Source organism: Microcoleus sp. T3_A4 (assembly GCF_036700465.1).
In the GTDB taxonomy this organism is placed as follows: Bacteria; Cyanobacteriota; Cyanobacteriia; order Cyanobacteriales; family Microcoleaceae; genus Microcoleus.
This window is the reverse complement of record NZ_JAUBOY010000021.1, coordinates 1-21526: the sequence shown is the minus strand read 5'-3', so window position 1 is coordinate 21526 and position 21526 is coordinate 1. Positions and strand designations below refer to the sequence as shown.

The window sequence follows — 21526 nt, the reverse complement described above, 5'->3', positions numbered from 1 at the left end:
TCGTAAAAAGCCGGTTTCTTCCCAACTTTCTCGTTACCAGACCAATAGTTTCGTAGAAACTGAGTTGCTCAGGGTAAGTCTTATTCCTGCGATCATAAGTTTTTAGACAATCTGGTTTCTGCGCTGCCCTTCGTGCTATCAAGGAATTTTACAAGTCTTTAAAAAATTGCACTCCGGTGGCAGAAGGTCTGGAAATATGAATTTTGCGAGCAATTGGTTTAATTCGCTGACCGAAAGTTTACTGTCGCACCGTCGCTACATTCCAGCAGCCCTGACTCTTTGCACTGGTACGAGTTTGTCATTGGCAGCCGCAGCCGTTGTGTGGCATTCGGAAAACCAACGAATGCAAGCTCAATTTCATCAGCAAGCCGATCGCCTGAATGTGGCATTGCAGCAAAGCATCAATAAAAATTTAGAAGTTTTGTACTCACTTGAAGGATTCTACAGGGCGTCTACTGAAGTTACCCGAGAAGATTTTAAGCACTTCGCTCAACCTGCACTTGCCCGCAATACTGCTATACATTCTGTTAACTGGATTCGGCGCGTACCTGCTGCCCAAAAAGCAGCTTATGAACGGAGAATTCGAGCCGAAGATTTTCCCGCATTTCAAATTTACGAGCGAACTCCTGACAAAAAGCAGGTCAAAGCAAAAGTGCGATCGGAATACTTTCCAATTATTTACAGAGAAGCACTAGAAGAAGATAATAAAGTGATCGGTTTTGATGTTGCCTCCAGCCCCGATCGCAAAGCAGCTTTAGAGAAATCGGTGAATACCGGGAAAATAGGGGCTTCCGGGCGGATTAGATTAGTCAGCAACAATCAACCGGGATTGCAAGTATTTCTACCAGTACACCGCCGCACAACTTCTGCTGATAACTCCGTCAACGGCCGCCAAAACCTCATGGGAGTTATTGCGGGCCTGTTTCAGATCACCAGTATGGTCGATTCCTCTTTAGAATCGCTAAATTTAGACAAGATTAATTTTTACCTCTATGACAACTCTGCTATAGAGAAAGAACGCTTTCTAGTGCGCTACGACTCACAAGCTAAGCAGTTAATAGATAACCCAAAACACGAAAAGCCAGAGTTAGCTAATATCCGGGGAAAAATCTGTCAAAATCCTAGTGCTTGCACTCGCCTATTTAACGTAGCAGACCGCCAGTGGAGGCTGCTAGTTTTGCCTGGGAAGGGGTACCAGAGCATGAGGACGCATCAGGGTTCGCTGGCAATTGGCGCGATCGGGCTATTGATGACTGGCAGCTTGACGATTTACCTGTTGATGTCTCTAGAACGTACTGCAAAAGTAGAACAGCAAGTGTACGATCGTACAATTCAACTAAAACAGCGCACCGCTGAACTAGAAACAGCACTAAAAAATTTGCAGGAAGCTCAATTTAAACTAATCCAAACTGAAAAAATGTCCAGCCTGGGGCAGTTGGTGGCTGGAGTTGCCCACGAAATTAACAATCCTGTGAACTTCATCTCTGGCAACCTGATCCATACAGGCGCATATAGTCGAGACTTGCTGGAACTTGTGGAAATATACCAGCAGCAATATCCGAACCCAACGCCCGAAGTGCAAGCAAAACTAAAAGATATTGATTTGGAGTTTATCACTGAAGACTTGCCTAAAATCCTACAATCTATGAATATGGGAACTCAACGGATCAGCCAGATCGTGCTTTCTCTGCGGAATTTTTCGCGCTTGGATGAAGCTGAAATGAAGTCAGTTGACATTCACCAAGGCATTGACAGCACCTTGATGATTTTGGAGAGTCGGCTGAAACCAAAAGCTGATTTTTCTGGCATTAAACTCATCAAAGAATACGGAAGTTTGCCATTAGTGGAGTGCTGGGCGGGACAATTGAATCAGGTATTTATGAATGTTTTGAGCAATGCCATTGATGTTTTATATGATGCAGCAAATCAAAACAAGCTCGAAAACAACGCCTCGAATTCTGCATTTTTACCTACTATTCGGATTCGCACTGAACTTTTAAGTTCTAATTGTGTATGCGTGCGAATCGCTGACAATGGAACGGGCATGACGGAAAATGTCAAAAAGCGTTTGTTTGATCCGTTTTTTACTACCAAGCCTGTAGGCAAAGGTACTGGCTTGGGATTGTCGATCTGCTATCAAATAGTAGACAAACATCACGGTTCGCTCAGGTGCGTATCGGCTCCGGGAGAGGGAACTGAATTCTTGATTGAGGTGCCGGTGCGGCAACAGTTCGAGCAATCTGTTTCTAAGGTTTCACCTGCGGTAAGTGTCATACCATTTTAGATTTTAGATTTTAGATTTTAGGATTGAGAATAACTTACTGTCTAATGGTTTAGATGTCTGCTACAGTTGCAGCTTTTCTGAGAACTAATATCAATTGCAATTAGCTGCAGAAATTGGGAACATTTCAATTTTGTCAAAAGACTTTTTAGGAGCGCGAACCGGAGAACTCGATTGATATATAGTAGTTCTCAAAAAGATTCGCGGACGCTTGGGTTTTCGGTGTTCGGTAATCGGGAATCGGGAAAAAGGTCATCATGAAAAAGCTTGCTGTTCAAAAGCAGGGTAGTGCCATTATTCATTACCCATTACCCATTACCAGACATACCTCACTCTTAATGAGACTGGGCTATATATACCTAGCGAAAATTTGGCTTGCATTCCTGTGAAAGATGCTCGCGGTGCTTAGGTTGCACCCTACAATTAACAGTCAACTGTCCTGAGTTAGAGTTATTGCCAAGCGCGTCTTAATTTATAGTTAAATATCGCCCAAAACAAATATTTGGGGTTTTACCCGTCGTGACAATTTATAATTGTAGCGATGCCAGATTACCAATTACTAACTACGATGTCTTTACAATTTATTAGCATTCCGCCAAAAACCGATCGCAAACCTGTCGCTTTGATTGTCGCTTTGCACGGATGGGGTGCTAATGCTCGCGATTTGACTTCCTTAGCACCCTTTTTCAATTTGCCGGATTATCAGTTTCTGTTTCCCGATGCCCCGTTCCCCCATCCCCAAGTAACGAGCGGCAAAGCGTGGTATAACCTTCAAAGCAAAGACGCTCAGGGATTGGTAGAAAGCCGGCAATTGCTGAGGGAATTTTTGCTGTCTTTGGAAAGCACCACGGGCGTGCCTTTGTCTCGCACGATTTTAGGCGGCTTTTCTCAAGGCGGAGCGATGACTCTAGATGTGGGATTGACTTTGCCCCTAGCTGGTTTAATTTGTCTGAGTGGTTATTTACACCAGATTTCGCCAGTTGCGGGGAGTGTTTTGCCACCTGTTTTAATCGTACACGGTACTCAAGATACTATTGTGCCTGTTAGTGCTGCTGTGCGATCGCGCGAGAGTTTGACGGCTTGGGGAGCTGCGGTGCAGTATCAAGAATTTAACATGGGACACGAGATTCTGCCGGAAGTTATAGAGGTAATGCGAAGTTTTGTTGTAGAAACTGTGTCGAAATCTGATTAAAGGTTTAGTATATAGTATGGCGGAAGTCTCGGGCAGGGGAAAAAAATGAAAACTTTAACCAAAGCATCGCGCGATATAGCTGTACTTACTTCTCAGGACGTGGCAGAATTGGCTGTCCGTTTGGAAGTTGACGATTATACAGATCCTTTTGAGGGATTGAATGATTGGCATTTGTTGCGATCGCTTGCTTTTCAGCGGCCGGAGCTGGTTGAACCTTATCTCCACCTTCTGGATATGGAAGCCTACGACGAAGCATAGACTGAAAAATCTAGCTCAAAATTTTCGACGGAATTGAGGAAGAAGTTAGCAGCATATTTTGTTGCGGATTAAACAGATGAATTAGGGATTGTAGTCTGTTTTTATCTTAATTTCTTTCTTGATTCTTTTTTATGGCTGAAGGAAGAAGGAAGAAGGAAGAAGGAAGAAAGAATGAGGAAGAAGGAAGAAGGAAGAAAGAATGAGGAGATGCGATCGGGCAATTCTCCGCAATGGTTTCAGGAATTCCTCAAGTTCTCATAACCTCGAAGGTTGCTGTATTACCAAAAATCATGAAGGGCAGACGAATTTTAATCGGGGTTAGCGGCGGGATTGCAACTTATAAAGTTTGCGAAGTAGTTTCAACTTTAGCGAAAGCTGGAGCGGAAGTTAAAGTTATTCTTACTGATGCCGCCGGGGAGTTTGTAACGCCTTTGACTTTTGCTACTCTGTGCCGCCATCCTGCTTTTACTGACAAAGATTTTTGGCAAGCAAGTCACGGGCGCCCCCTGCATATTCAACTGGGAGAATGGGCGGAAGTTTTTGTTATTGCTCCCCTGACGGCTAATACTTTAGCTAAGTTGGCGGGGGGTTTTGCTGATAATTTGTTGACTAATACTGTCTTAGCTTCTAATTGCCCAATTTTGCTGGCACCGGCGATGAATACGGATATGTGGGAACAGCCGGCGGTGCAGCGGAATTGGCGTGAAGTGTTGAGTTATGGGCGCTATCATGCTGCGAATCCGGGGGCGGGAATGCTGGCGTGCGATCGCGCGGGTGTCGGCCGGATGGCAGAACCTGGTGAGATTTTGCCTCATATTGAATCGCTGTTGTATGCGAAGGGCGATCGAGATTTAGCGGGCCTTCGGGTGTTAATCAGTGCGGGAGGAACGCGGGAACACCTCGATCCGGTGCGGTTTATTGGCAATCCTTCCACGGGCAAAATGGGTATAGCTTTGGCGCAAGCTGCACAGCACCGCGGCGCGACAGTGACGCTGGTACACAGTATAACTGGCGAATTGCCGCTCTCAGGTGTGCGGGCGATCGCAGTTGCGAGTGCAGAAGAAATGCGGCAGGCGATGCTGCAATGCTTTCACGAGGCGGATTTGACAGTGATGGCGGCGGCGGTAGCGGATGTGAAGCCGGCTGAGTACAGTAGTGAGAAACTGCCCAAGCGATCGCTCCCGAATTGTTTACCGTTGGCACCGGTAGCGGATATTGTGGCAGAGTTGGGAAAATTGAAACAGCCGCACCAAAAATTAATCGGCTTTGCAGCACAAACTGGCGATATTGTCAAGCCTGCTTTGGAGAAATTGCGGACAAAGAAACTGGATGTAATTGCCGCAAACCCGATCGATCAAATAGGTGCAGGTTTCGGCAGCAATACCAATCAAGCAATATTAATTAATGCCGCCGGCAAGCAAGTAGAAATAGCACCTTGCAGCAAGCTTGAAATGGCTCATCGTTTGTTAGATTTTGTGAGGGAAGGGTGAGGGCGCGATTACTCATTAACTGGGATTAATTACTACTGGTTCGGGCGATAATTCTGATTCCCCAAAATCCGTTGATTTCGAGTCAGCCGACAACTCAGTATCTGCGACAGTAATTTCTAGTTTAAATCCTAATGCTTCGAGCAATTCTACAAAGCTGTAAATTTCCAAACCGCCGCTTTCAGTCAGCATCTTGTCGAGTTTTTCGTGATGTTCTTTTGCTGACTCCGAAAGAGCATTCATCCTGATTCGAGCCTCAATCACCTTTCGGATGGCATTTCTCAAAAGTGCGGGTTCAGGGTCTTTTTCTTCCAAGATAGCGCCGATAAAACCAGCAGCTTCTTCCGGCTCTTTGAGAGATTCAATTAGGTACTCGCGGTAGCTATCACTTGTCGGTGCTTTCACGTTTTTCATAATCTGTCCAGTATTCTATAGCTTGTCGAATGTCCTGTTCTTGGGTGCTTTTATCCCCAGCTATGAGGATGACCACAATTATCAAGCCGACTTGTCCGAAGTAGACGCGGTAGCCCGGGCCATAACTAATTCTGAGTTCAAAAACTCATTGTCCCACTGACTTGAAATCTCCGAGATTACCTTGCTCAACTTCGGTCAAGCCTAGATTTGATTCTAACTCTAACATTCGGATCGCGGAGGGCATCAAGCCACTCGGCGAATGGTGCCCTACCCTCTGCTGTAGTGTAACGTCTAATTTCCCTGGGTTGTACTTCCCTGATTTTATCGTACTTGATTAACAATTTCTATCGTAAGGGCGATCGACAGTCCATTCAACAAGCAAATCATACTTAAGACAGAGGTATTCGATCGACAAAATAGTAAACCTTGTTTGAGGGAATAAACTTTACATCAAACAGGGGATTGTGAATGAATTTTAAATCGATCGCAAAAACCAATCTACTATTCGGCAGCCTGATAATTAGCCTCGGATTGCAATCACTTCCAGCCACAGCGCAAGCAGTCACCGACGCACAAGTTTCCGCCCTCGTAGAAGCAATGCGACAAGCCGCCCCGCCACAAGCAGCAAATGACGGAATGTACAGTCAGTGGCAAGTTTTGCCAGGGAATATTTCCCGCTGGGCAAAATTCTGTACCAAACAAGATTTAACACCCCAACAATTTGAGGCCGACGCGACAAAAGCCAAATCAATTGTTACCTGTATCGTGGGCGATTTGCTGCGCGACGAATACAAAGCTAGCAGCAGCAATGAATTAACCGCTGTACGCCGCGCCGCTTGCTGGTGGATGACTGGGGACTCCGCAGCTTGCAAAAGTGGCGCAACTGCTACTTATGCGGATAAGGTTGTCAGCGTTTACCAGCAGCAGCGGCCTAAAAAGTAAGGTTTTTGCTGCGGGATTTAGATTTTTTTACCGCTGATGCACGCGGATTAACGCAGATGAATTGCGCTGGGTTTTATTCCCCGCCAATTCATCTTCTTTTAAAGTAACTTTTAGTCTAAATCCTAGCGCATCCAAATACAATTTCTGCGTTCAGGACTAGCCGAATTTTCCTCGCTTATACTTCCCTGATTTTTGTGAAATATACATATTAACCTGTGCAGCTTGGACTCTGCGACTGAATTATTCATTTTCTGCCTGACTTCTCATCAACTTTTGCACGCTGGCTAAAGCTCGATTTAATTCGTAACTCTTTCTTTCTGAATTCTGCAAAAAAGCCTGCTGTTCTTCCTCAATCATTAACACATCCTGCCGCACCAAACCATCTAATAATTTTTGAGCAGCACCGAAACAACTATCTTTGATAAACCGGCGAAACCATACAGGCAATTTGTGCAGCCGCCAAAACGCATTTAATGAGGTAAAATGAATTAAATAAGCCCGAGTTGCCGTCTCGCTCACCGGACAAACCAAGCAGTAAATTTTAAAGTCGCTCCCCAAAGTTGAAACCCAGTGCGGGTAAACATAACTCACCTCCAGCGGTTCCGGGTGCAGTCGGCGCAGAGATTTAAAAAATAACTGAGAAATTGACCAAATTTTATCTATTTTGTAATAACTTTGTGCCTGATAGCGAGCAGTTACTTGATGCTCGTTTTCTTCTAAAGTATCTAACACCGGATTTGCCCAAGCTTGCCAATCATCGTGCAAGTGTCCGTGGTACATATCCATCAAGTTTTCAATTAAAAATGAATAGTGTGCCTGACAGTCGATGACTGAAACTGTGGCAATATAATTGAGATGTTCCCACTCTGGCAAATCCAGTAAATTAGTTTTTTCGGCTGGGGTTTCGTCGCCGGGAAACAGCCAGATAAAACCGTTTTTTTCCTGGACGGGATAGGAGCGAATTTTGCAGTTAGGTAGCTTTTGGTTTTCTGCTAAATAATCGACTTCGGCGCATTCTCCCCTTGCATTTAACCGCCATCCGTGGTAAGCACATTCGATTAAATCGCCTTTAACTTTGCCGTGGCTGAGTTTAACTTGCCGATGGGGACATCTATCTTCTAAAGCGTTGATTTTACCTGCACTGTCGCGGAAAAGTACGATCGCCCGATTCCAGATTTTCGCAGCGACGGGCTGAGTTTGCACCTCGCTGCTGCGGGCGATCGCATACCACCGATCGAGATTAATGCCCAACTGGCGGATGTGAGTTTTTTGTTCCCTTGCAGATTCCGATTTTATCGCGTTGTTTTGCATTACAAATGTTCCCAAATTACGCCCATAAAACAACCCAATTTTACAAAATAACAGCCTGGAAAGCAACGACCGTAAATTTTTCTAAATCTCCGTTCTGACAAATACCTATCGCTAGCTAAATGCTTCAACCACCCAGGGGACAATCGAAATTTTAATAATCTTAAAGCATTGCGAAATCCGTAGGTGGAACAGTCGGGTCTAAAATCTCTCGCAGCACCTAATATGTAGCCTATTGTAGCAGGTGTTTCGACTTCCGAAATATTATCTAAAAAAACGATTTTTCCGTGGGGCTTTAACATTTTTTTTATTGCATCGAGGGCTGCGGGGAGGTTGGGCAGGTGGTGAAAAGTAGCAGCACTAACTATTAAATCAAATTGGCGATCGAGCGCTAATTGACTGGCATCCATTTGGATGTATTCGATATTGGGAGCGGAACGTTTTTGACTGGCGATCGCCAGCATCTTTGCTGACAAATCGACGGCGACAACATTATCGTAATACTGGGCTAATTCAAAAGCAAGAATTCCAGAACCGCAGCCAATATCTAATGCTGCACCTTTGCTGGTCGATAGGTTGTTAGTAAAGAAATCGTTCTGGTTTTGCAAGGTGGCGGCGAAATCGTATTCTGTTGCAAAAGCATCAAACATTACAGATTTATTACCAATTTTGCAGTTACTATTCAGCATCTATTATTGCTTTATACTCATTCAATAATATTTTAACCGCATATCCACCCCCCTCAACGCAGATATTTTTTTTGTTCGCAAGCTCTGCCTTTTCTCCTCAGCGAAACCACACCCACAAACCGTAACTCATCTTAACAAAAGAATGTAACTGTAGGAAACCTCTAAACCCTTATTGAATCAGTCATTCTCATTCCTTAAAATCTCAAATCTCAAATCTACAATCTAAAATGGTATGGCTGGGGGCGGGTTTTACCGAGAATAGCAGCCGATAATTGACGATTGATAAAACCCGCCCCCGCTGCCAAGCTTAGATTTTTAACACGCCTTCGGGATTCACCGTCAAGAGCGATCGCCTCTGCAAACCCTCTTGATATAAAATAGCATTAGCTGCCAACAAACCGCTGCTCACTGCCCTTTCCATTAAACCGCAAGGAAACGGCATTTTCACCCAATCTCCCGCAAACAAAAGATTAGGTACAGCGCAGCAAGTCTCCGGGCGTTCCGCATAACTACCGGGCGGATATCCAGAAAAATTCTTTTGATTTACCAATTCCCGGTGCAGCACATTTGCCTCTTTTAATTCCGGTACAATTTCGTACAATTCTTGCTCAAAAGTAGCCAGTAAAACTTCCTGGTTCGGAAATTCTTTCTCCTTGTAACAATAAGCGTGCAGTTCCACTACACTACCGCCAGTTTTCTGATTCCATTCGATGAACTGATCCTGAATTCGGTGGTAAAGCGTAATGCTGTCAGTCAGTTTGTAGCCGGAAAGCGAACTGAAATTGCTGTGTTCCCAGGGAAATTCGCGATCGAACCAAAAACGGCCCACCGCAAACGGATCTGCTATTTTTAAGCTCTCTATCCGGCTCTGCACCTGCGGATTTACCTCACCGCTGGCCAAACTAAACAAATGCTGCATCCCCGGAACATCCGCCGCAAAAACATAGTAATCAGCCTTCAATGTTTCCGCCAAATTTTGCGGCTGCGATTGCTTAACCGCTGCTACTAACTGTATTTCATCTGCTTTTTCATCTACTACCTTAAATCGAGGCAAATCCCGCTGAGCAGGCCCACTGACAACTCGTCCTTCGGCATCAAAAACGGCCCCGTGACAAGGACAGTGAAATTGACCGTCGTTTTGTTTCTGAACTGTGCAGCCTTGGTGAGTGCAGCTCAGAGAAATTGCCTCTTTTCCCGACGGTGCGGCGGCAAATACCCTGTCCCCAGCGCCGAAATATTCGGTAGAGTTGCTGTCAGTTAATAGCGCGTTTCGCTTCACCCAAAAAGGTATTTTACTTTGCACGTCTCCAGACTGGTAACTCAGAGAATCAATCTTGCCGTTTTCCCAGCGAATCTCACTGACTGCGACATCTGTCAATACTTTGCCGCCTTTGCTTTCAATGGATCTGGCAATAGGCTGCACCAAACTCGTGCCCATATCTTGCCGCGTGCCGTTGAAGGCCAAACCCTCTGGATTTCCGAAAAAGTAAAAGTGGAAAAATTGCATTAATTCTCCCGCGCTCAATTCGTCGGGAGCGTTGAGGCTGGATTTGGCAAAAGGCAGAAAATACAAGTCATAAAGTCCGCGCGGGAATTCACCTTTTACCCAGTCGGCAACGGATATATTGTCGAGGCGAGCGAAAGTTTTTTGAGTTTGAAAACCGCCTATTTCTCGAAAGACTTCCCAGTGAGCAGGTTTTGTCAGATTGATTCCCCACTTGAGCCGATTAGGAGAAGATATCCCCAAATCAACTATATTCCAGGGAAAAGCTGAATGGTTGGGACGGAAAACTTCGGGTTTGTATTTGCCGTCTCGAAACACAACGGCGTAGGATTCTAAAGATACAAAATTATCGGTAATTTCTAGTTCTTCAACAACACTTTTGAGGTTGTAGTATTGCGGAAAAAAACCGTGGAAACCGTGTTCCATCATAAAAGTTTCGTTCCCGACTTGTATCGGCCAACTCGCAATTTTGCCGCCGAGTTGGGGCGATTTGTCGAGTAATGTTACGGCGAAACCCCGCTGGGAGAGTTCGTAAGCACAGGCGAGCCCGGCCAAGCCTGCGCCTACAACTGCAACGGTTTTGCGGTTATTCAGCATTCGCGGCAAGTCAAGAGAATCTTGCACAAAAACGGCGGGCTCTGGCTTGGAAAACCGAGAGTAGCCCAGCAGCCCGCCTGCGGCACCGACTCCGAGGAATTTGAGGGCGGTTCTTCGAGAAACTGGTTGGGATAGCGGTGAATTGGTTGATTGACTCATCAGCGGTACGCGGTAACGGGCTTTAAACACAAATACGCCATAAGGCATATATCATAGACCGAAATCAGGATATGTGAAGAAATACTAAGACACATCCCCCAATCGGATCGCGATCCTCTTCGAGGGCTTCGCTAACGCACCGTGCCAAGTTCGATCGCACACAATGTATAGTGGAAAAAATAAGGCTTTAGTTATCTAGCAGAGAAGCAAGAATCAACAAGGAAAAAGCGATCGACCGCATCGCGTAAAATCCTCTAAATAATTAAGTGTTTTTATTTATGTTGATCAACTCTTGGCAACCGCCGCCAATGATGCTAAAAAACTAGGAGATTGTCAGGTCAAATCTTAGGCCAAAGGCAGTCTCGGCGAATTGTACGAAATAACCGAGCAGATATCCAAGGCAAAACAATTAATCAGTCGAGCTTTAAGTAAGTTGGCGCGAAAAAACTTAACTATTTTAAAATAAGTAAATACAGAGAATATATCTACTGAGCTAACTCAATATATCGGCGATCGATGCAGGGTATTCCTCACTTAATACCAAGACAAAACTCGATGCAACCTGAGAAGTGCGGATGTGCCACAAAAATTCAAAGACGCCCGTATAGCTAATGCCGCTTAAACTCACATCTTGCACCATTCTTAAGAACGGGCTCTCCGGCCCGTTCCACAAAAGATTATTTTTTTGTGGAACAGGCCGAAAAGCCTGTTCATAAAAGGATTATTGAGAATGGTGCAACATCTCAGTTAAATGTACCTGGCTGCTATGTAAAAAATAGGACTGACTTGAAGAAACCGGGTTTTTGCGTAAGTCCTGTTTATGCAAAACCCCTGCATAATTTACAAACTTTTACATAAATCGTGCATTTCTTGGTGCGGGGAGTCGGTTGGTGCTGGTATCCACACCCTACGGTAGATATTTGGGGTTGGTCTTGAATGCTAGAGTTGTGCCGCGATCGCCAGCACAGTCAAAATTCACCCACATCCAAACTTTTGCCAACTGCTGCCGCCAACGGCGCTATTAACCGCCCCAAAATCATGCACTACCAATCCCAGCAGCAACGCCAAAAACACACGACTCAGAAAAAAATTAAAAAAGCTATTTTTTACTGTTTGACAGCAATATTTTTCTGCTGGAGTACCGCGAACCTCGCTACAATTGCTCAAAACACAGGCCAGGGCGGGCTTAACGGGCAAGAAATGAGAAATTTGCTCGATCGGGGAAACCTCACCGAAGCCGTAACCCGAATCGAAGAAAACTGGGAAGAAGACTATCAAAAATACTTTGAACAAGACTTTGAGGGCCGTGCTAAAACCGCCGAAGCAATATCAAAAACTCTCTCCCGGCTAGCAGTTCAAACCAAGAAAAAACCTGCTTTAATTTACGCTATCCCACGCACCGACCAACTAGAATTAATCTTAATATTGCCCGATCGCCCGCCCATTCTCCGCAGCGTCCCGGAAGCCAAACAAGAGAAACTGCTCTCAGTAGTCCAAGAATTCAGCAGCGAAATCACCAACCCCGTAAAAATCAACACCACCACCTATCTAGAACCAGCCCAACAACTCTACAAATGGATAGTTGCACCCCTAGAAACAGATTTGCAAACAGCAAAAATTGAAACCTTGCTGTTCTGCGTCGGCGCAGGTTTGCGAACCGTACCCCTAGCAGCAATGCACGACGGAAAGCAATTTTTGATCCAAAAATACAGCCTCTCCCGCATCCCCGCCTTCAAACTCACAGACAGCAATTACACCGACCTCAGAAACGTGAAAGTCCTAGCAATGGGAGCATCAGATTTCGCAGAAACGGCGAACAAAGAACCGCTGCCAGCAGTTCCATTAGAACTAGGCGCGATCGCCCGACAGTGGCCCGGTCAATCCTTTCTCAACGAAGATTTCACCATAGTAAACTTGCAATCCCAGCGACTGCAACAAAGATACGGAATCATCCACCTTGCCACCCACGCCGAATTCCGCCCCGGAACCCCAAATAACTCCTACATTCAATTTTGGGACACCCAACTCGGTCTCGATCAAATGAGAGATTTAAAATGGAACAATCCGCCCCTCGAACTATTAGTATTAAGCGCCTGTAGAACCGCCTTGGGAGACAAAGAAGCAGAACTCGGATTTGCAGGTTTAGCACTGCAATCGGGAGCAAAATCAGCCCTCGCCAGCCTGTGGTACGTCAGCGATGCGGGCACTCTCGCCCTGATGACAGAATTTTACCAGCAGTTAAAAATCCGCAGGCCAAACGACCCTCCAATCATTAAAGCTGAAGCAATGCGGCAAGCACAAATTGCCGCGATCGAAGGCAAAGTGACGATCGAAGGCGGTCAACTGCGAAGTGCGCGAGGCGACATTCCCTTGCCCCCGTCCATCCCCAAACTCGACAGCAAAGATTTATCCCATCCGTATTATTGGGCAGCTTTCAGCATTATCGGCAGTCCTTGGTAAGTGGGCCTCTTGACCGAAACTGGTGATAGGCTATAAAACATAAGTAATTTAATATCTGTAGCTGTCGCTCAACCAACCACCACCAACCTGTGACGAATCAAGCGGGAGCCTTCAAGGGGAAAGAAAGATGAAAAAATTAGAATTTTTGCTACAGAAAGAAGGCGATCGCGCCTGGTTGCCCCTAGAAACCTCCGACGTGGAAATTCTAGAAGGTAAATACCGCGTGGTTGCTCGCATTCAGCACCCCAACACCGACATCGAAATTCGCGTTACCCATACTTCCTTCGACCAAGGGGCGCAGCGGAAAGTCCAAAGCCGATCGGCCCGCACCAACCCCGAAGGATTAGTCGTGATCATTCCCTACACCAGGCTCAAACCCGGACTGTGGGAACTCTCCTGCTTGCCAGATCCCAAAGCAACACCACTAAAACCTTGGCAGTACGGCGTTCAGTTGGAAGTATTGCCCGCAGAATCGGAAACCTCCGAACCCCTACCGCCGATCGACCAAATCGAACCTGCTGCTTCCACCGCAGCCCCACAAATCGCAGTACCGGTCGATCGCCCAGCAGCACAAATCGCAGCACCGGTCGATCGCCCCGCAGCAACCCAAATCCCAGCAGCCGCTGAGGCACCGCAGCAGACCAAAATCTACCAATTCCCAATTCCCCAAACCCCCGAACCCAAACCGGGCGTCAAACTCGAACTCGTCCTCGATCAAGAAACCTTCGTCACCCAACTCGGTCGCCCCTTAATCATTTCCGGCAAAATCGACATTCCCCAACACCCGCAACCAAGCAGAAAAACAGCAACTCTCATCCCCGAATCCGAAGCGCTAGAACTCAAACAACTCATCGGTTCAGCACAACTGCAAATTTACCTGCGCGACCCCCAAACCTCAAAAATTCTCGCAGAAATCCAGCAGCCGATGCCAGAACAAGTTCCCCCCTGCATCTTTGCCTGCGTCACCTACATCCCAACCGAGTGCAAAAGCCGCCTAATTTTAGGAGAAGCAATTCTCAGCAGCGGCGGCGTCACCCTAGCCACCAAACTATTCACAATTACAGCTCGTTTAGAGCACCTTCTACAGGAAATTAAAGACAATTTCATCGAAGAAAAGCATCAAGCTGAACCCTCCCCAACAGCCTCAAAACCGTCTGGAAGCGCCAAAAATATATCCTTCCTCAAGCTAGTAGAAAAATCCTTAGACCCTCCCTCCCCCGCCGAAGTCCCAACCACTGAAGCCCTACCCCCTCTACTGGCTTCGCGTCACACCCCAAGTGCAGGCGGTTTAGAATTGCCCGCCTTCGGTAACAAACTGCCCGACAGCAGCCGATCGCAATTGCTCTCAGAAATCTCCAATTCGCCTCAAACTGCCCCAGAGTCGATCGACCCACAAACCAAACCCTCAGACATCCCAAATCCCGCTCAAACAGCCGAAATCGGAGCGATCGACCAAAAACCCGAAAACATCCCCCAACGAGAAACAACAGCCCCAGAAACCCCGCCAGCACCCACAAAACAGGCATTTCAAACCTTAAACGTCGAAAGTCGATTTTGGTCGCGACTGAGTTCCCTAGCCAGCAACGGCGAATCCTCCGACTGGCTGAAAGCAACCACCCTGTCACCAACTCCAGCAGCCGCCGCAAATAGCAGCGACGAAATTGCCGTTGTGGAAGAAAGTAGCCCAACCCAGCAGCAACCCGAAACCAGCGAAACAATTTCCGATCCCCAATCCACTAGCCCGGAAGCCAGAGAATTTGTGGTTTTTGACGAGCCCCCGCAACCAAAACAAGTTGCTCAAAAAACCGCAACTGTCGTAGCAGAAGTAAATCCCCCAACTCCCTACGTTTTGCCAGAAGACGAGTTAGTACCGATGCCGGTTTTGGAATTGCCGCGCGCCGAAATCATCGCGGGCCAGGCTGTAAAAGTGCAAGTGCAACTGCCGGAATTAATGCCCCGGATTTATGTAAAAGTTTGGGTGTACGATCGACAAACCTACCTGATTCTCGACGGGCCCCGCTGGATTACCGAATTTAAATCTAACGGGTTGGGAAATGTGCGAGCAAGTGTCGAGTTAGAGATTCCCTACGGCTGCATGGAAGTCGAATTTGAGGCGATCGCCGTCGAAATGCAAACTCAGCGGGAAAGCCACAAAATAAGCGTTCACCGCCAAGTTTTACCCCCAGCCGGGCCAAGTTTGCCCCTCGAAGGGTAAGCTCAAATCCCCGTGCATCCCCGTTCATCCGCTAACATCTGCGGTTAAAAAATCTTACTTAGTTCCCGCCAACTGCCGAAACTTCTTCTTAAACTTATTCTTATACACGTAGATCAATCGCTGTAAATCCTCAACTTGCAGCGACATCTCGGCAGCCAAACCCGTGCGGTTCCAAACATCTTCCTGGCACTTGCGGCGACAAAAATTCATCGGTTCCGAGTAAACTTTCCGACTAGATAAAGTAGGCTTCGGGCCGCACCAGTGAATCACCGTCCCCTGAGTACGATCGCCCGCAGGCCCGCTTTCTTCCACCGGAAACTGCTTTCTTAGCAAATCCTGGTCAAAATCCGGCACCAACAACTGCATATCCACATTCTGCACCCGCAGTTTGCCTTCTTGAGCGGCGCGGAAGACCATCAGGTTAAAAAAGCCCATGTCTCCATACTTAAATATGTCTGGATGTTCATCATTAAAATCCAGAATCTTTCTATACTCCTCTAAGCTGAAAACACCTCGTTTCCCAAAGAATGTGCCTGGACAGACATAGCGAGAGCGATAGTCTTGCCAACGAAAATCTGGAAAATACTTTTCGACTCCTGGAATGTCAAAGAAAAATTCCGTGATATCCGCATCCGAGTAATCGTAACAAGGCTGGTCAATAATAAAGTCGAAGTCTTCAAAATTAGCCAATTTGAGGACATCTCCCCAAACAATTGTATCTGCATCCATCAGGAGAAAATTTTGCCAAGGACTTTCCCAAAAGGGAATCATATGACTTTTTCCCCAACCAAAGCTTCTTTTTCTCAGAAGTGGCTCAGAGACGGTATCGTGATTAATGACGCGCACTCCGTAAACTTTTTCTAGGGGACTCACGGAAAACGTACCGTCAATCAACAGGCAGATGGGAACATCTCCCAGGAAATATCGGATGCTAGCACAGCAACCCTTTGCCAACAAATAATCTTGGTCGCAGCAAGCAATAATAACACCAAAATCTTCCATAAACCCTCACTATTTTACTAACTTGCCTAGCCACAGCGTTTCGGTTTTTTGTTCTGAAAGCAGCTCGATTTTCAAGTTTTGCATTTTAGCCAGCTTAGCACTAAACTTCTGCGATCGCCCGTAGACAAAAACATCACTAAAACCGCTAGGAATATTGGGTATAGTTGGTCTGTCAAACAACTGAGCTCGACGGCGCGCTTTCGGGTCAAGCAACACCAATTGCAGCCGCACTTTCGGTTGTAACATATGACTCATTGACAGTATATTTCCCAGACTGACTTCCGAGATATCACTGACAAGCAGCGGCTTTGGGGCACGATCGATCCTGCGAGCAATTTCGGGATTTTCCCGGCCCCATTCCTTAGTCCACCAAGTCTCGGCTTGAGAACTAACGGCATTCGACAGCACCCCGCCCGTTAACAGTACAACTGTCAAAACTTTCCACATTTGCCGTTTCCAGCTTGGCACGCCCAGCGCGGTAATTTTAGTCGCTAACAGGTAAGCCACAGCGATTTGCATCCCCAAATAAGTCGGAAATAGGTAGCGAGCTTTAGTCGATCGGATTCCTCCCAATATAACATCCGGCAGCACGAGTGCCAGTGCTGTCACCGCCATCACCGTCACCACAAACAGCCAAACCTGTTTCTTCGTCTCCGAACACAGAAAATAAACTGCATACCCTACGATTGTCAATAAAATTAAAGTCGCTGCCACTAAACCAATAATATCTACGGATATCGCATTAGAAGTTAGTCCGAAATCCCAAAAAACGCGACCGATATTTCCGGCCCAATTCTTAACTAAAGATAGCCTCTGAATTTCTAGATTGGCCCAACTTGTTGCCCCGGAAGCTGCACTTTTATTTACCATTAAAATTACCATCCAAGGCAGAAATGCTAGCAAGGACACGGCAATTGCGATCAAGTAACTCAGTAGTTTTTTATTCGACGTAAAACCTTGAGTTCCTAAGATATAAAATCCATGTCCTAACCCCACTAACAGACTAAATAAATGAGTGTAAAATCCCATAATATTTGCTACTGAGTAAATGCTCCAACTCAGCTTATTTTGCAGCCGCAGTGCTCGCAGCAGAGACGCACAAGAAAGCAAAATCAGCGCCGACCACAAACTGTAGGGACGTGATTCTTGAGCGTAAAGCACGTGCAAGGGAGAAACTGCTAGCAATCCCACGGCTATCCACGCCACTTCCGGCGATGCAAACAATTCCCGGCACAGCCAGTACAGGCAAGGAAACGTTAACAAACTCATCCAAACTGAGAAACTTCTTGTCGCTGCAGGAGAATCACCGAATAGTTTTGCCCAACACTTGACTGCCAGAAAATACAGTGGTGGCAGTTGAGGTTCTTCTATTGCCAAACTTTTAACAGTATCGCCAAAATTTTTGATCGCATTGAGGCGCTGATATTTCATTAAATCTTTTGGTGCTACTAACTGACCGCTGCTTATTTCACGAAGGACTTCTGTTTGCGTGTATCCAGAAATCCGCAGGGAAGTAAATACTTCATCGTACCAATAAAACTTTTTGTCGATGTTGACGAAGCGAAAGAAAAATCCTAATAGCAATAATACCACTACTAACAGCCGCAGTTCTCTTTTCATCCCAGTCAGAGATGGTGTAAAAAATATAGATTGTACGCGTCAATTTAACATACCATAGAAAGAGCGAGTGCATTGCCCAATCTACAGGTTGTTCGATCGCCCTCCCATAACTTACGGCATTTACTTGTGTTCTTAGCAAATTAAAACCGTCTTGGATGCACTCCTTACTCTCATAAACCCGGTTTTTTAACTTCGATCGCCTAAAAGGAAGTATTTGCATTCCTCAAACTCGGTTGATGCGTCCTGGACGCCCGGAGAATCAATGGATACTTTGCCAGTATCCGCTCCATAATTCGGGGCGGACTACCCACTCAGGAAGGATTTTGCGTCATTTGAGGTGCATCGTTGAGCGATTTATCCCGGATTATTGAGGGGATATCTTTGGCAGTGGCATAAATCACAGAGAAAATGTGCTTTGAGATCCCGAGGCTGTACCAAAAAAATAACTGGTTGTCAAACCCAAGACAGCGAGGCCACAAAACTATAATTTCAGCTAACAGGGATTCAGTCGGCTGCTGCTGCCAGACCGCAAAAAAATTGTGTTAAAGTAGCGGGAAATTAAACCCGCCGACGGTTAGTCTCAAAAATGGCGATCGTCCTGGCAAGTCCCGGTGGCAGCGGGCATCAAAAAACCAACATTGGTCAAGCCTGAACTTTGGTTTGGATCGGGTAAATCTACCAGCCTTTAGGTCTCAATTCCCCACTCCTGGCGGGAAAATAGCCCATGCCGGGTCGCGAGGTTTAAAGTTAGGTTAAAAAGCTTGACATTATAAGATATAAAGCTGTATAAGGGATGCGACAAGCAGCCACAATCCTACCTATAACTGTCTGTTAAGTCTGGCGTAACCGAGGACGCTGGGCAGTTGTCAGTTAGAGGCAGATTGTGGTCGAACCCGTAGAACCAGTTGTCGATCGCCCGTAGAGCAACTCAAGCAAGTCGGGCGATCGAGAGATGAAATTAGCACGTGATGGTATAATCAACTGTAATGTAATGTGGGCTTGACCTGAATTGATGCCGGGGCGGTATAAGGGGTGGGCCCCCTACGTTCAAGCAGAAGTAGACACGCCTACTGTGAATCAACAGTGAATCAACAGTTATGGATAGGTTCTATTTTGGCAATTATTGTCAACAGGCAAGCAACCACAAAAAATAGCAGTTGGGAATTGCTGCTCGTCGAGTTGAATAGAGTGTGAAGGTGTGAGGAAAATGAACAGAACTTTTTGGAATTTACTGCTAGTATCCCCGGCAATTCTGGGGCTATCATCAGTCATGAGTGCCACTGCGATCGCCGCAGAAGCGACCGCAACCCCTGAAGCCAACCAACTAGCTACAGCTCAGTCATCTGAGTCAAAAATTGCAGAAATAGTTGGAGAAATAGTTGCAGAACCAGTTGCAGCAGCCCCTGCTGCCCCAGAAAACCTGGCTTTAAACAGCAGCGTCGAAGCGGCCCAAACCCCGGTCGTTAACGAAGCAGACGCTGAAAAAATCGCCTCAATCGAACCAGAAACCAGCGCAGCAGCACTGCAAACAACACTGCAAACACCAGGGAGCGACATCGGGTTAGCAGCCCCAATCGCTCCGGCCAGCGCAGCAGCGACTGAACCCCTAGCAGCGGCAGGCGCAGCCGAATCCTCGCCCCAAGCATCAGACTTGGCAGAGCAAATCAGCCAGACAGAAACCCCTGGGAAAATTGAAGTGCCAGCAGTCGCCAGCACCCCAGCTACTACCCCAGCTACTAAGGTAGAAATTGCTCAGACACCAGCCGCCGGAATGGGGGGCCCCATCGTCCCTGTTGCTCCCCAAGCGCTGCCGGCCCAACCGTCGGGAACCATGTCCCAGGTGACATCAGTCACTCAGCTCTCCGACGTGCGCCCCACAGATTGGGCATTCCAAGCCCTGCAATCCCTAGTCGAACGCTACAGTTGTATCGTAGGTTATCCCGACGGCACCTACCGCGGCAACCGCGCCCTGACTCGCTACGAATTTGCAGCCGGCGTCAACGCTTGCTTAGACAGCATAACCCAACTCATTGGGTCAACAGGTAACTTGGTTACCCGAGACGACTTAGCCATCTTGCAACGCCTGCAAGAAGAATTTGCAGCCGAACTCGCTACCCTGCGCGGACGAGTAGACGGCCTAGAAGCTCGCACCGCAGAACTCGAAGCCAACCAGTTCTCCACCACCACCAAATTGGCTGGAGAAGCCATTTTTGCCGTCAGCGACACCTTCGTCGGAGATGGTACCAACCTTGAGGACGACGAAACTGTCACCAACTTCGGCTACCGGGTGCGGTTGAACTTCAACACCAGCTTCACCGGTCGAGACTTGCTCAGAACCCGCTTGCAAGCAGTCAACACCGCCCGCTACGACAGAGCCACGGCTACCGGTACCAACATGGCTCGCTTGGCCTTTGACGGCGATGACGGCAGCCAATTCACACTAGACGAAGTGTACTATCGTTTCCCCATGGGTAAAGCTACAGTCTTTGTCGGTCCTAAAGGACTTGACCTAGATGAAATTGCAGACCAGGCTTCTACCTTTGGTAACTCTACGAGTAGCGGTTCACTTTCCAGATTTGGAGTTCGCAACCCGGCCGTATTCCGCGGGCCACAGGGAGCAGGCGCAAGTGTGAGTTTCAACTTGGGCAGCCTCCGAGCTACCGCGGGCTATCTGGCGGGCGACGGCGATGCTCCCAACCCAGCAGACGGCAGGGGCGTTTTCGATGGTTCTTTCAGCGCTCTGGGTCAGATCGGCTTTTTTAGCAGACCGTTTGACTTGGGCTTGACTTACACCCGGAAATACAATCGGGCAGGCGATGTTAGCCTCATGGGCGGCGTCGGCAGTGCCTTGGCTAACCGACCCTTCGATCAATCACCCACCGCATCAGATAACTATGGGGTGCAAGTTAATTTCAAACCCAGCAGTCGCTTTCAGATTGGCGGTTGGTACGGTTATACGAAGGCTGAACAACTGCGGGGTGGCAACAATGACGCTACTATCCAGAATGGTGCTATAACTGTGGCCCTGGGAGATTTTGCCCGACAAGGCAACGTCCTCGGTTTTGTCTTCGGTGTACCGCCAAAAGTTACTGAGAGTGATGTCGCTAGAAATCGCAACACCTCTTATCACTTAGAGGGTTTCTATCGCTTCCAAGTCAATGACTTTATCTCAGTGACACCGGGCGTTTACGTGATTCTGAATCCCGAACACAACAACAACAACGACGATATCTGGGTCGGACTCCTCCGTACTACCTTTAGTTTCTAAGGTTCCCAGACATCTAGTTACAGCTAAAAGCGGCAGGCGACTGCCGCTTTTATTTAGGGCTTGCTGAATAAGTTAGGGAAAATCACGATCGCAATTGATGGGTGATTCAAGTTCGGCGAAGCATAAGTTT

Annotated in this window: 15 protein-coding genes and 1 pseudogene; 8 read left to right on the top strand and 8 right to left on the bottom strand. The window is 47.0% G+C overall.

Annotation, left to right across the window (positions count from 1 at the left end; all coding sequences use genetic code 11):
• The first annotated feature begins 196 nt into the window (after positions 1-196).
• The 4 genes from QUA07_RS13450 to coaBC all read left to right on the top strand — a co-directional run bounded on the left by QUA07_RS13450 (position 197) and on the right by coaBC (position 5221).
• Positions 197-2284, top strand: coding sequence for a CHASE domain-containing protein (locus tag QUA07_RS13450; protein ID WP_333325879.1), 2088 nt, complete (start codon positions 197-199; stop codon positions 2282-2284).
• Between the two features lie 565 nt (positions 2285-2849).
• Complete coding sequence (locus QUA07_RS13445) at positions 2850-3473, top strand: alpha/beta hydrolase (protein ID WP_333325876.1); 624 nt, start codon at positions 2850-2852, stop codon at positions 3471-3473.
• A gap of 45 nt (positions 3474-3518) precedes the next feature.
• Positions 3519-3731, top strand: coding sequence for a protein IsiD (isiD, locus tag QUA07_RS13440; protein ID WP_006632739.1), 213 nt, complete (start codon positions 3519-3521; stop codon positions 3729-3731).
• A 290-nt stretch (positions 3732-4021) separates the two neighbouring features.
• Positions 4022-5221: a bifunctional phosphopantothenoylcysteine decarboxylase/phosphopantothenate--cysteine ligase CoaBC gene (gene coaBC, locus QUA07_RS13435; protein ID WP_333325874.1), complete on the top strand. Its 1200-nt coding sequence runs from the start codon at positions 4022-4024 to the stop codon at positions 5219-5221.
• Positions 5222-5236: 15 nt separating this feature from the next.
• On the opposite strand, the gene QUA07_RS13430 is transcribed toward coaBC, so the two are convergent.
• Positions 5237-5632 carry a transcriptional regulator gene (locus QUA07_RS13430; RefSeq protein WP_333325871.1) on the bottom strand — a complete coding sequence of 132 codons (396 nt, stop codon included), beginning with the start codon at positions 5630-5632 and terminating at the stop codon, positions 5237-5239.
• Positions 5604-5952, bottom strand: a pseudogene (locus QUA07_RS13425) (type II toxin-antitoxin system RelE/ParE family toxin). The gene QUA07_RS13430 and the pseudogene QUA07_RS13425 overlap by 29 nt, the downstream one beginning before the upstream one ends.
• Before the next feature lie 148 nt (positions 5953-6100).
• On the opposite strand from QUA07_RS13425, the gene QUA07_RS13420 reads away from it, so the two are divergent.
• Positions 6101-6574 (top strand): hypothetical protein, encoded by a 474-nt coding sequence (locus tag QUA07_RS13420; protein WP_333325869.1) that lies wholly within the window; start codon positions 6101-6103, stop codon positions 6572-6574.
• A gap of 240 nt (positions 6575-6814) precedes the next feature.
• Here the strand turns inward: QUA07_RS13420 and QUA07_RS13415 are convergent, their stop codons facing one another.
• From QUA07_RS13415 to QUA07_RS13400, 4 genes are all read right to left on the bottom strand, one after another.
• A complete protein-coding gene (locus QUA07_RS13415; protein WP_333325866.1) occupies positions 6815-7885 on the bottom strand; it encodes an aromatic ring-hydroxylating dioxygenase subunit alpha in 1071 nt (356 codons plus the stop codon).
• A complete protein-coding gene (locus tag QUA07_RS13410) occupies positions 7885-8571 on the bottom strand; it encodes a methyltransferase domain-containing protein (RefSeq protein WP_333325864.1) in 687 nt (228 codons plus the stop codon). Before QUA07_RS13410 ends, QUA07_RS13415 begins: the two co-directional genes overlap by 1 nt.
• A gap of 307 nt (positions 8572-8878) precedes the next feature.
• Entirely contained in the window at positions 8879-10831 is a 1953-nt protein-coding gene (locus tag QUA07_RS13405; protein WP_333326035.1) for an FAD-dependent oxidoreductase, read from the bottom strand.
• Between the two features lie 493 nt (positions 10832-11324).
• Positions 11325-11471, bottom strand: a complete 147-nt coding sequence (locus QUA07_RS13400; protein ID WP_333325861.1) for a hypothetical protein — start codon at positions 11469-11471, stop codon at positions 11325-11327.
• 296 nt (positions 11472-11767) lie between these two features.
• Between QUA07_RS13400 and QUA07_RS13395 the strand changes: the two genes are divergently transcribed.
• Entirely contained in the window at positions 11768-13291 is a 1524-nt protein-coding gene (locus QUA07_RS13395; protein WP_333325859.1) for a CHAT domain-containing protein, read from the top strand.
• A gap of 127 nt (positions 13292-13418) precedes the next feature.
• Complete coding sequence (locus QUA07_RS13390; RefSeq protein ID WP_333325856.1) at positions 13419-15506, top strand: hypothetical protein; 2088 nt, start codon at positions 13419-13421, stop codon at positions 15504-15506.
• A gap of 54 nt (positions 15507-15560) precedes the next feature.
• Here the strand turns inward: QUA07_RS13390 and QUA07_RS13385 are convergent, their stop codons facing one another.
• Both QUA07_RS13385 and QUA07_RS13380 read right to left on the bottom strand, forming a co-directional pair.
• Positions 15561-16508, bottom strand: coding sequence for a hypothetical protein (locus QUA07_RS13385; RefSeq protein ID WP_333325853.1), 948 nt, complete (start codon positions 16506-16508; stop codon positions 15561-15563).
• Positions 16509-16517: 9 nt separating this feature from the next.
• Positions 16518-18128, bottom strand: a complete 1611-nt coding sequence (locus QUA07_RS13380; protein ID WP_333325851.1) for a glycosyltransferase family 39 protein — start codon at positions 18126-18128, stop codon at positions 16518-16520.
• A gap of 1207 nt (positions 18129-19335) precedes the next feature.
• Here QUA07_RS13380 and QUA07_RS13375 point away from each other — a divergent pair.
• Complete coding sequence (locus tag QUA07_RS13375; RefSeq protein ID WP_333325848.1) at positions 19336-21396, top strand: iron uptake porin; 2061 nt, start codon at positions 19336-19338, stop codon at positions 21394-21396.
• Positions 21397-21526 lie beyond the last annotated feature (130 nt).

Coding starts and splice junctions, on each gene's coding strand:
- QUA07_RS13415 (WP_333325866.1), bottom strand. CDS start 7,885: ATGCAAAACAACGCGATAAAATCGGAATCTGCAAGGGAACAAAAAACT.
- QUA07_RS13380 (WP_333325851.1), bottom strand. CDS start 18,128: ATGAAAAGAGAACTGCGGCTGTTAGTAGTGGTATTATTGCTATTAGGA.
- QUA07_RS13450 (WP_333325879.1), top strand. CDS start 197: ATGAATTTTGCGAGCAATTGGTTTAATTCGCTGACCGAAAGTTTACTG.
- QUA07_RS13410 (WP_333325864.1), bottom strand. CDS start 8,571: ATGCTGAATAGTAACTGCAAAATTGGTAATAAATCTGTAATGTTTGAT.
- QUA07_RS13375 (WP_333325848.1), top strand. CDS start 19,336: ATGAACAGAACTTTTTGGAATTTACTGCTAGTATCCCCGGCAATTCTG.
- QUA07_RS13420 (WP_333325869.1), top strand. CDS start 6,101: ATGAATTTTAAATCGATCGCAAAAACCAATCTACTATTCGGCAGCCTG.
- QUA07_RS13445 (WP_333325876.1), top strand. CDS start 2,850: ATGTCTTTACAATTTATTAGCATTCCGCCAAAAACCGATCGCAAACCT.
- QUA07_RS13385 (WP_333325853.1), bottom strand. CDS start 16,508: ATGGAAGATTTTGGTGTTATTATTGCTTGCTGCGACCAAGATTATTTG.
- isiD (WP_006632739.1), top strand. CDS start 3,519: ATGAAAACTTTAACCAAAGCATCGCGCGATATAGCTGTACTTACTTCT.
- QUA07_RS13395 (WP_333325859.1), top strand. CDS start 11,768: ATGCTAGAGTTGTGCCGCGATCGCCAGCACAGTCAAAATTCACCCACA.
- coaBC (WP_333325874.1), top strand. CDS start 4,022: ATGAAGGGCAGACGAATTTTAATCGGGGTTAGCGGCGGGATTGCAACT.
- QUA07_RS13405 (WP_333326035.1), bottom strand. CDS start 10,831: ATGAGTCAATCAACCAATTCACCGCTATCCCAACCAGTTTCTCGAAGA.
- QUA07_RS13390 (WP_333325856.1), top strand. CDS start 13,419: ATGAAAAAATTAGAATTTTTGCTACAGAAAGAAGGCGATCGCGCCTGG.
- QUA07_RS13400 (WP_333325861.1), bottom strand. CDS start 11,471: ATGGTGCAAGATGTGAGTTTAAGCGGCATTAGCTATACGGGCGTCTTT.
- QUA07_RS13430 (WP_333325871.1), bottom strand. CDS start 5,632: ATGAAAAACGTGAAAGCACCGACAAGTGATAGCTACCGCGAGTACCTA.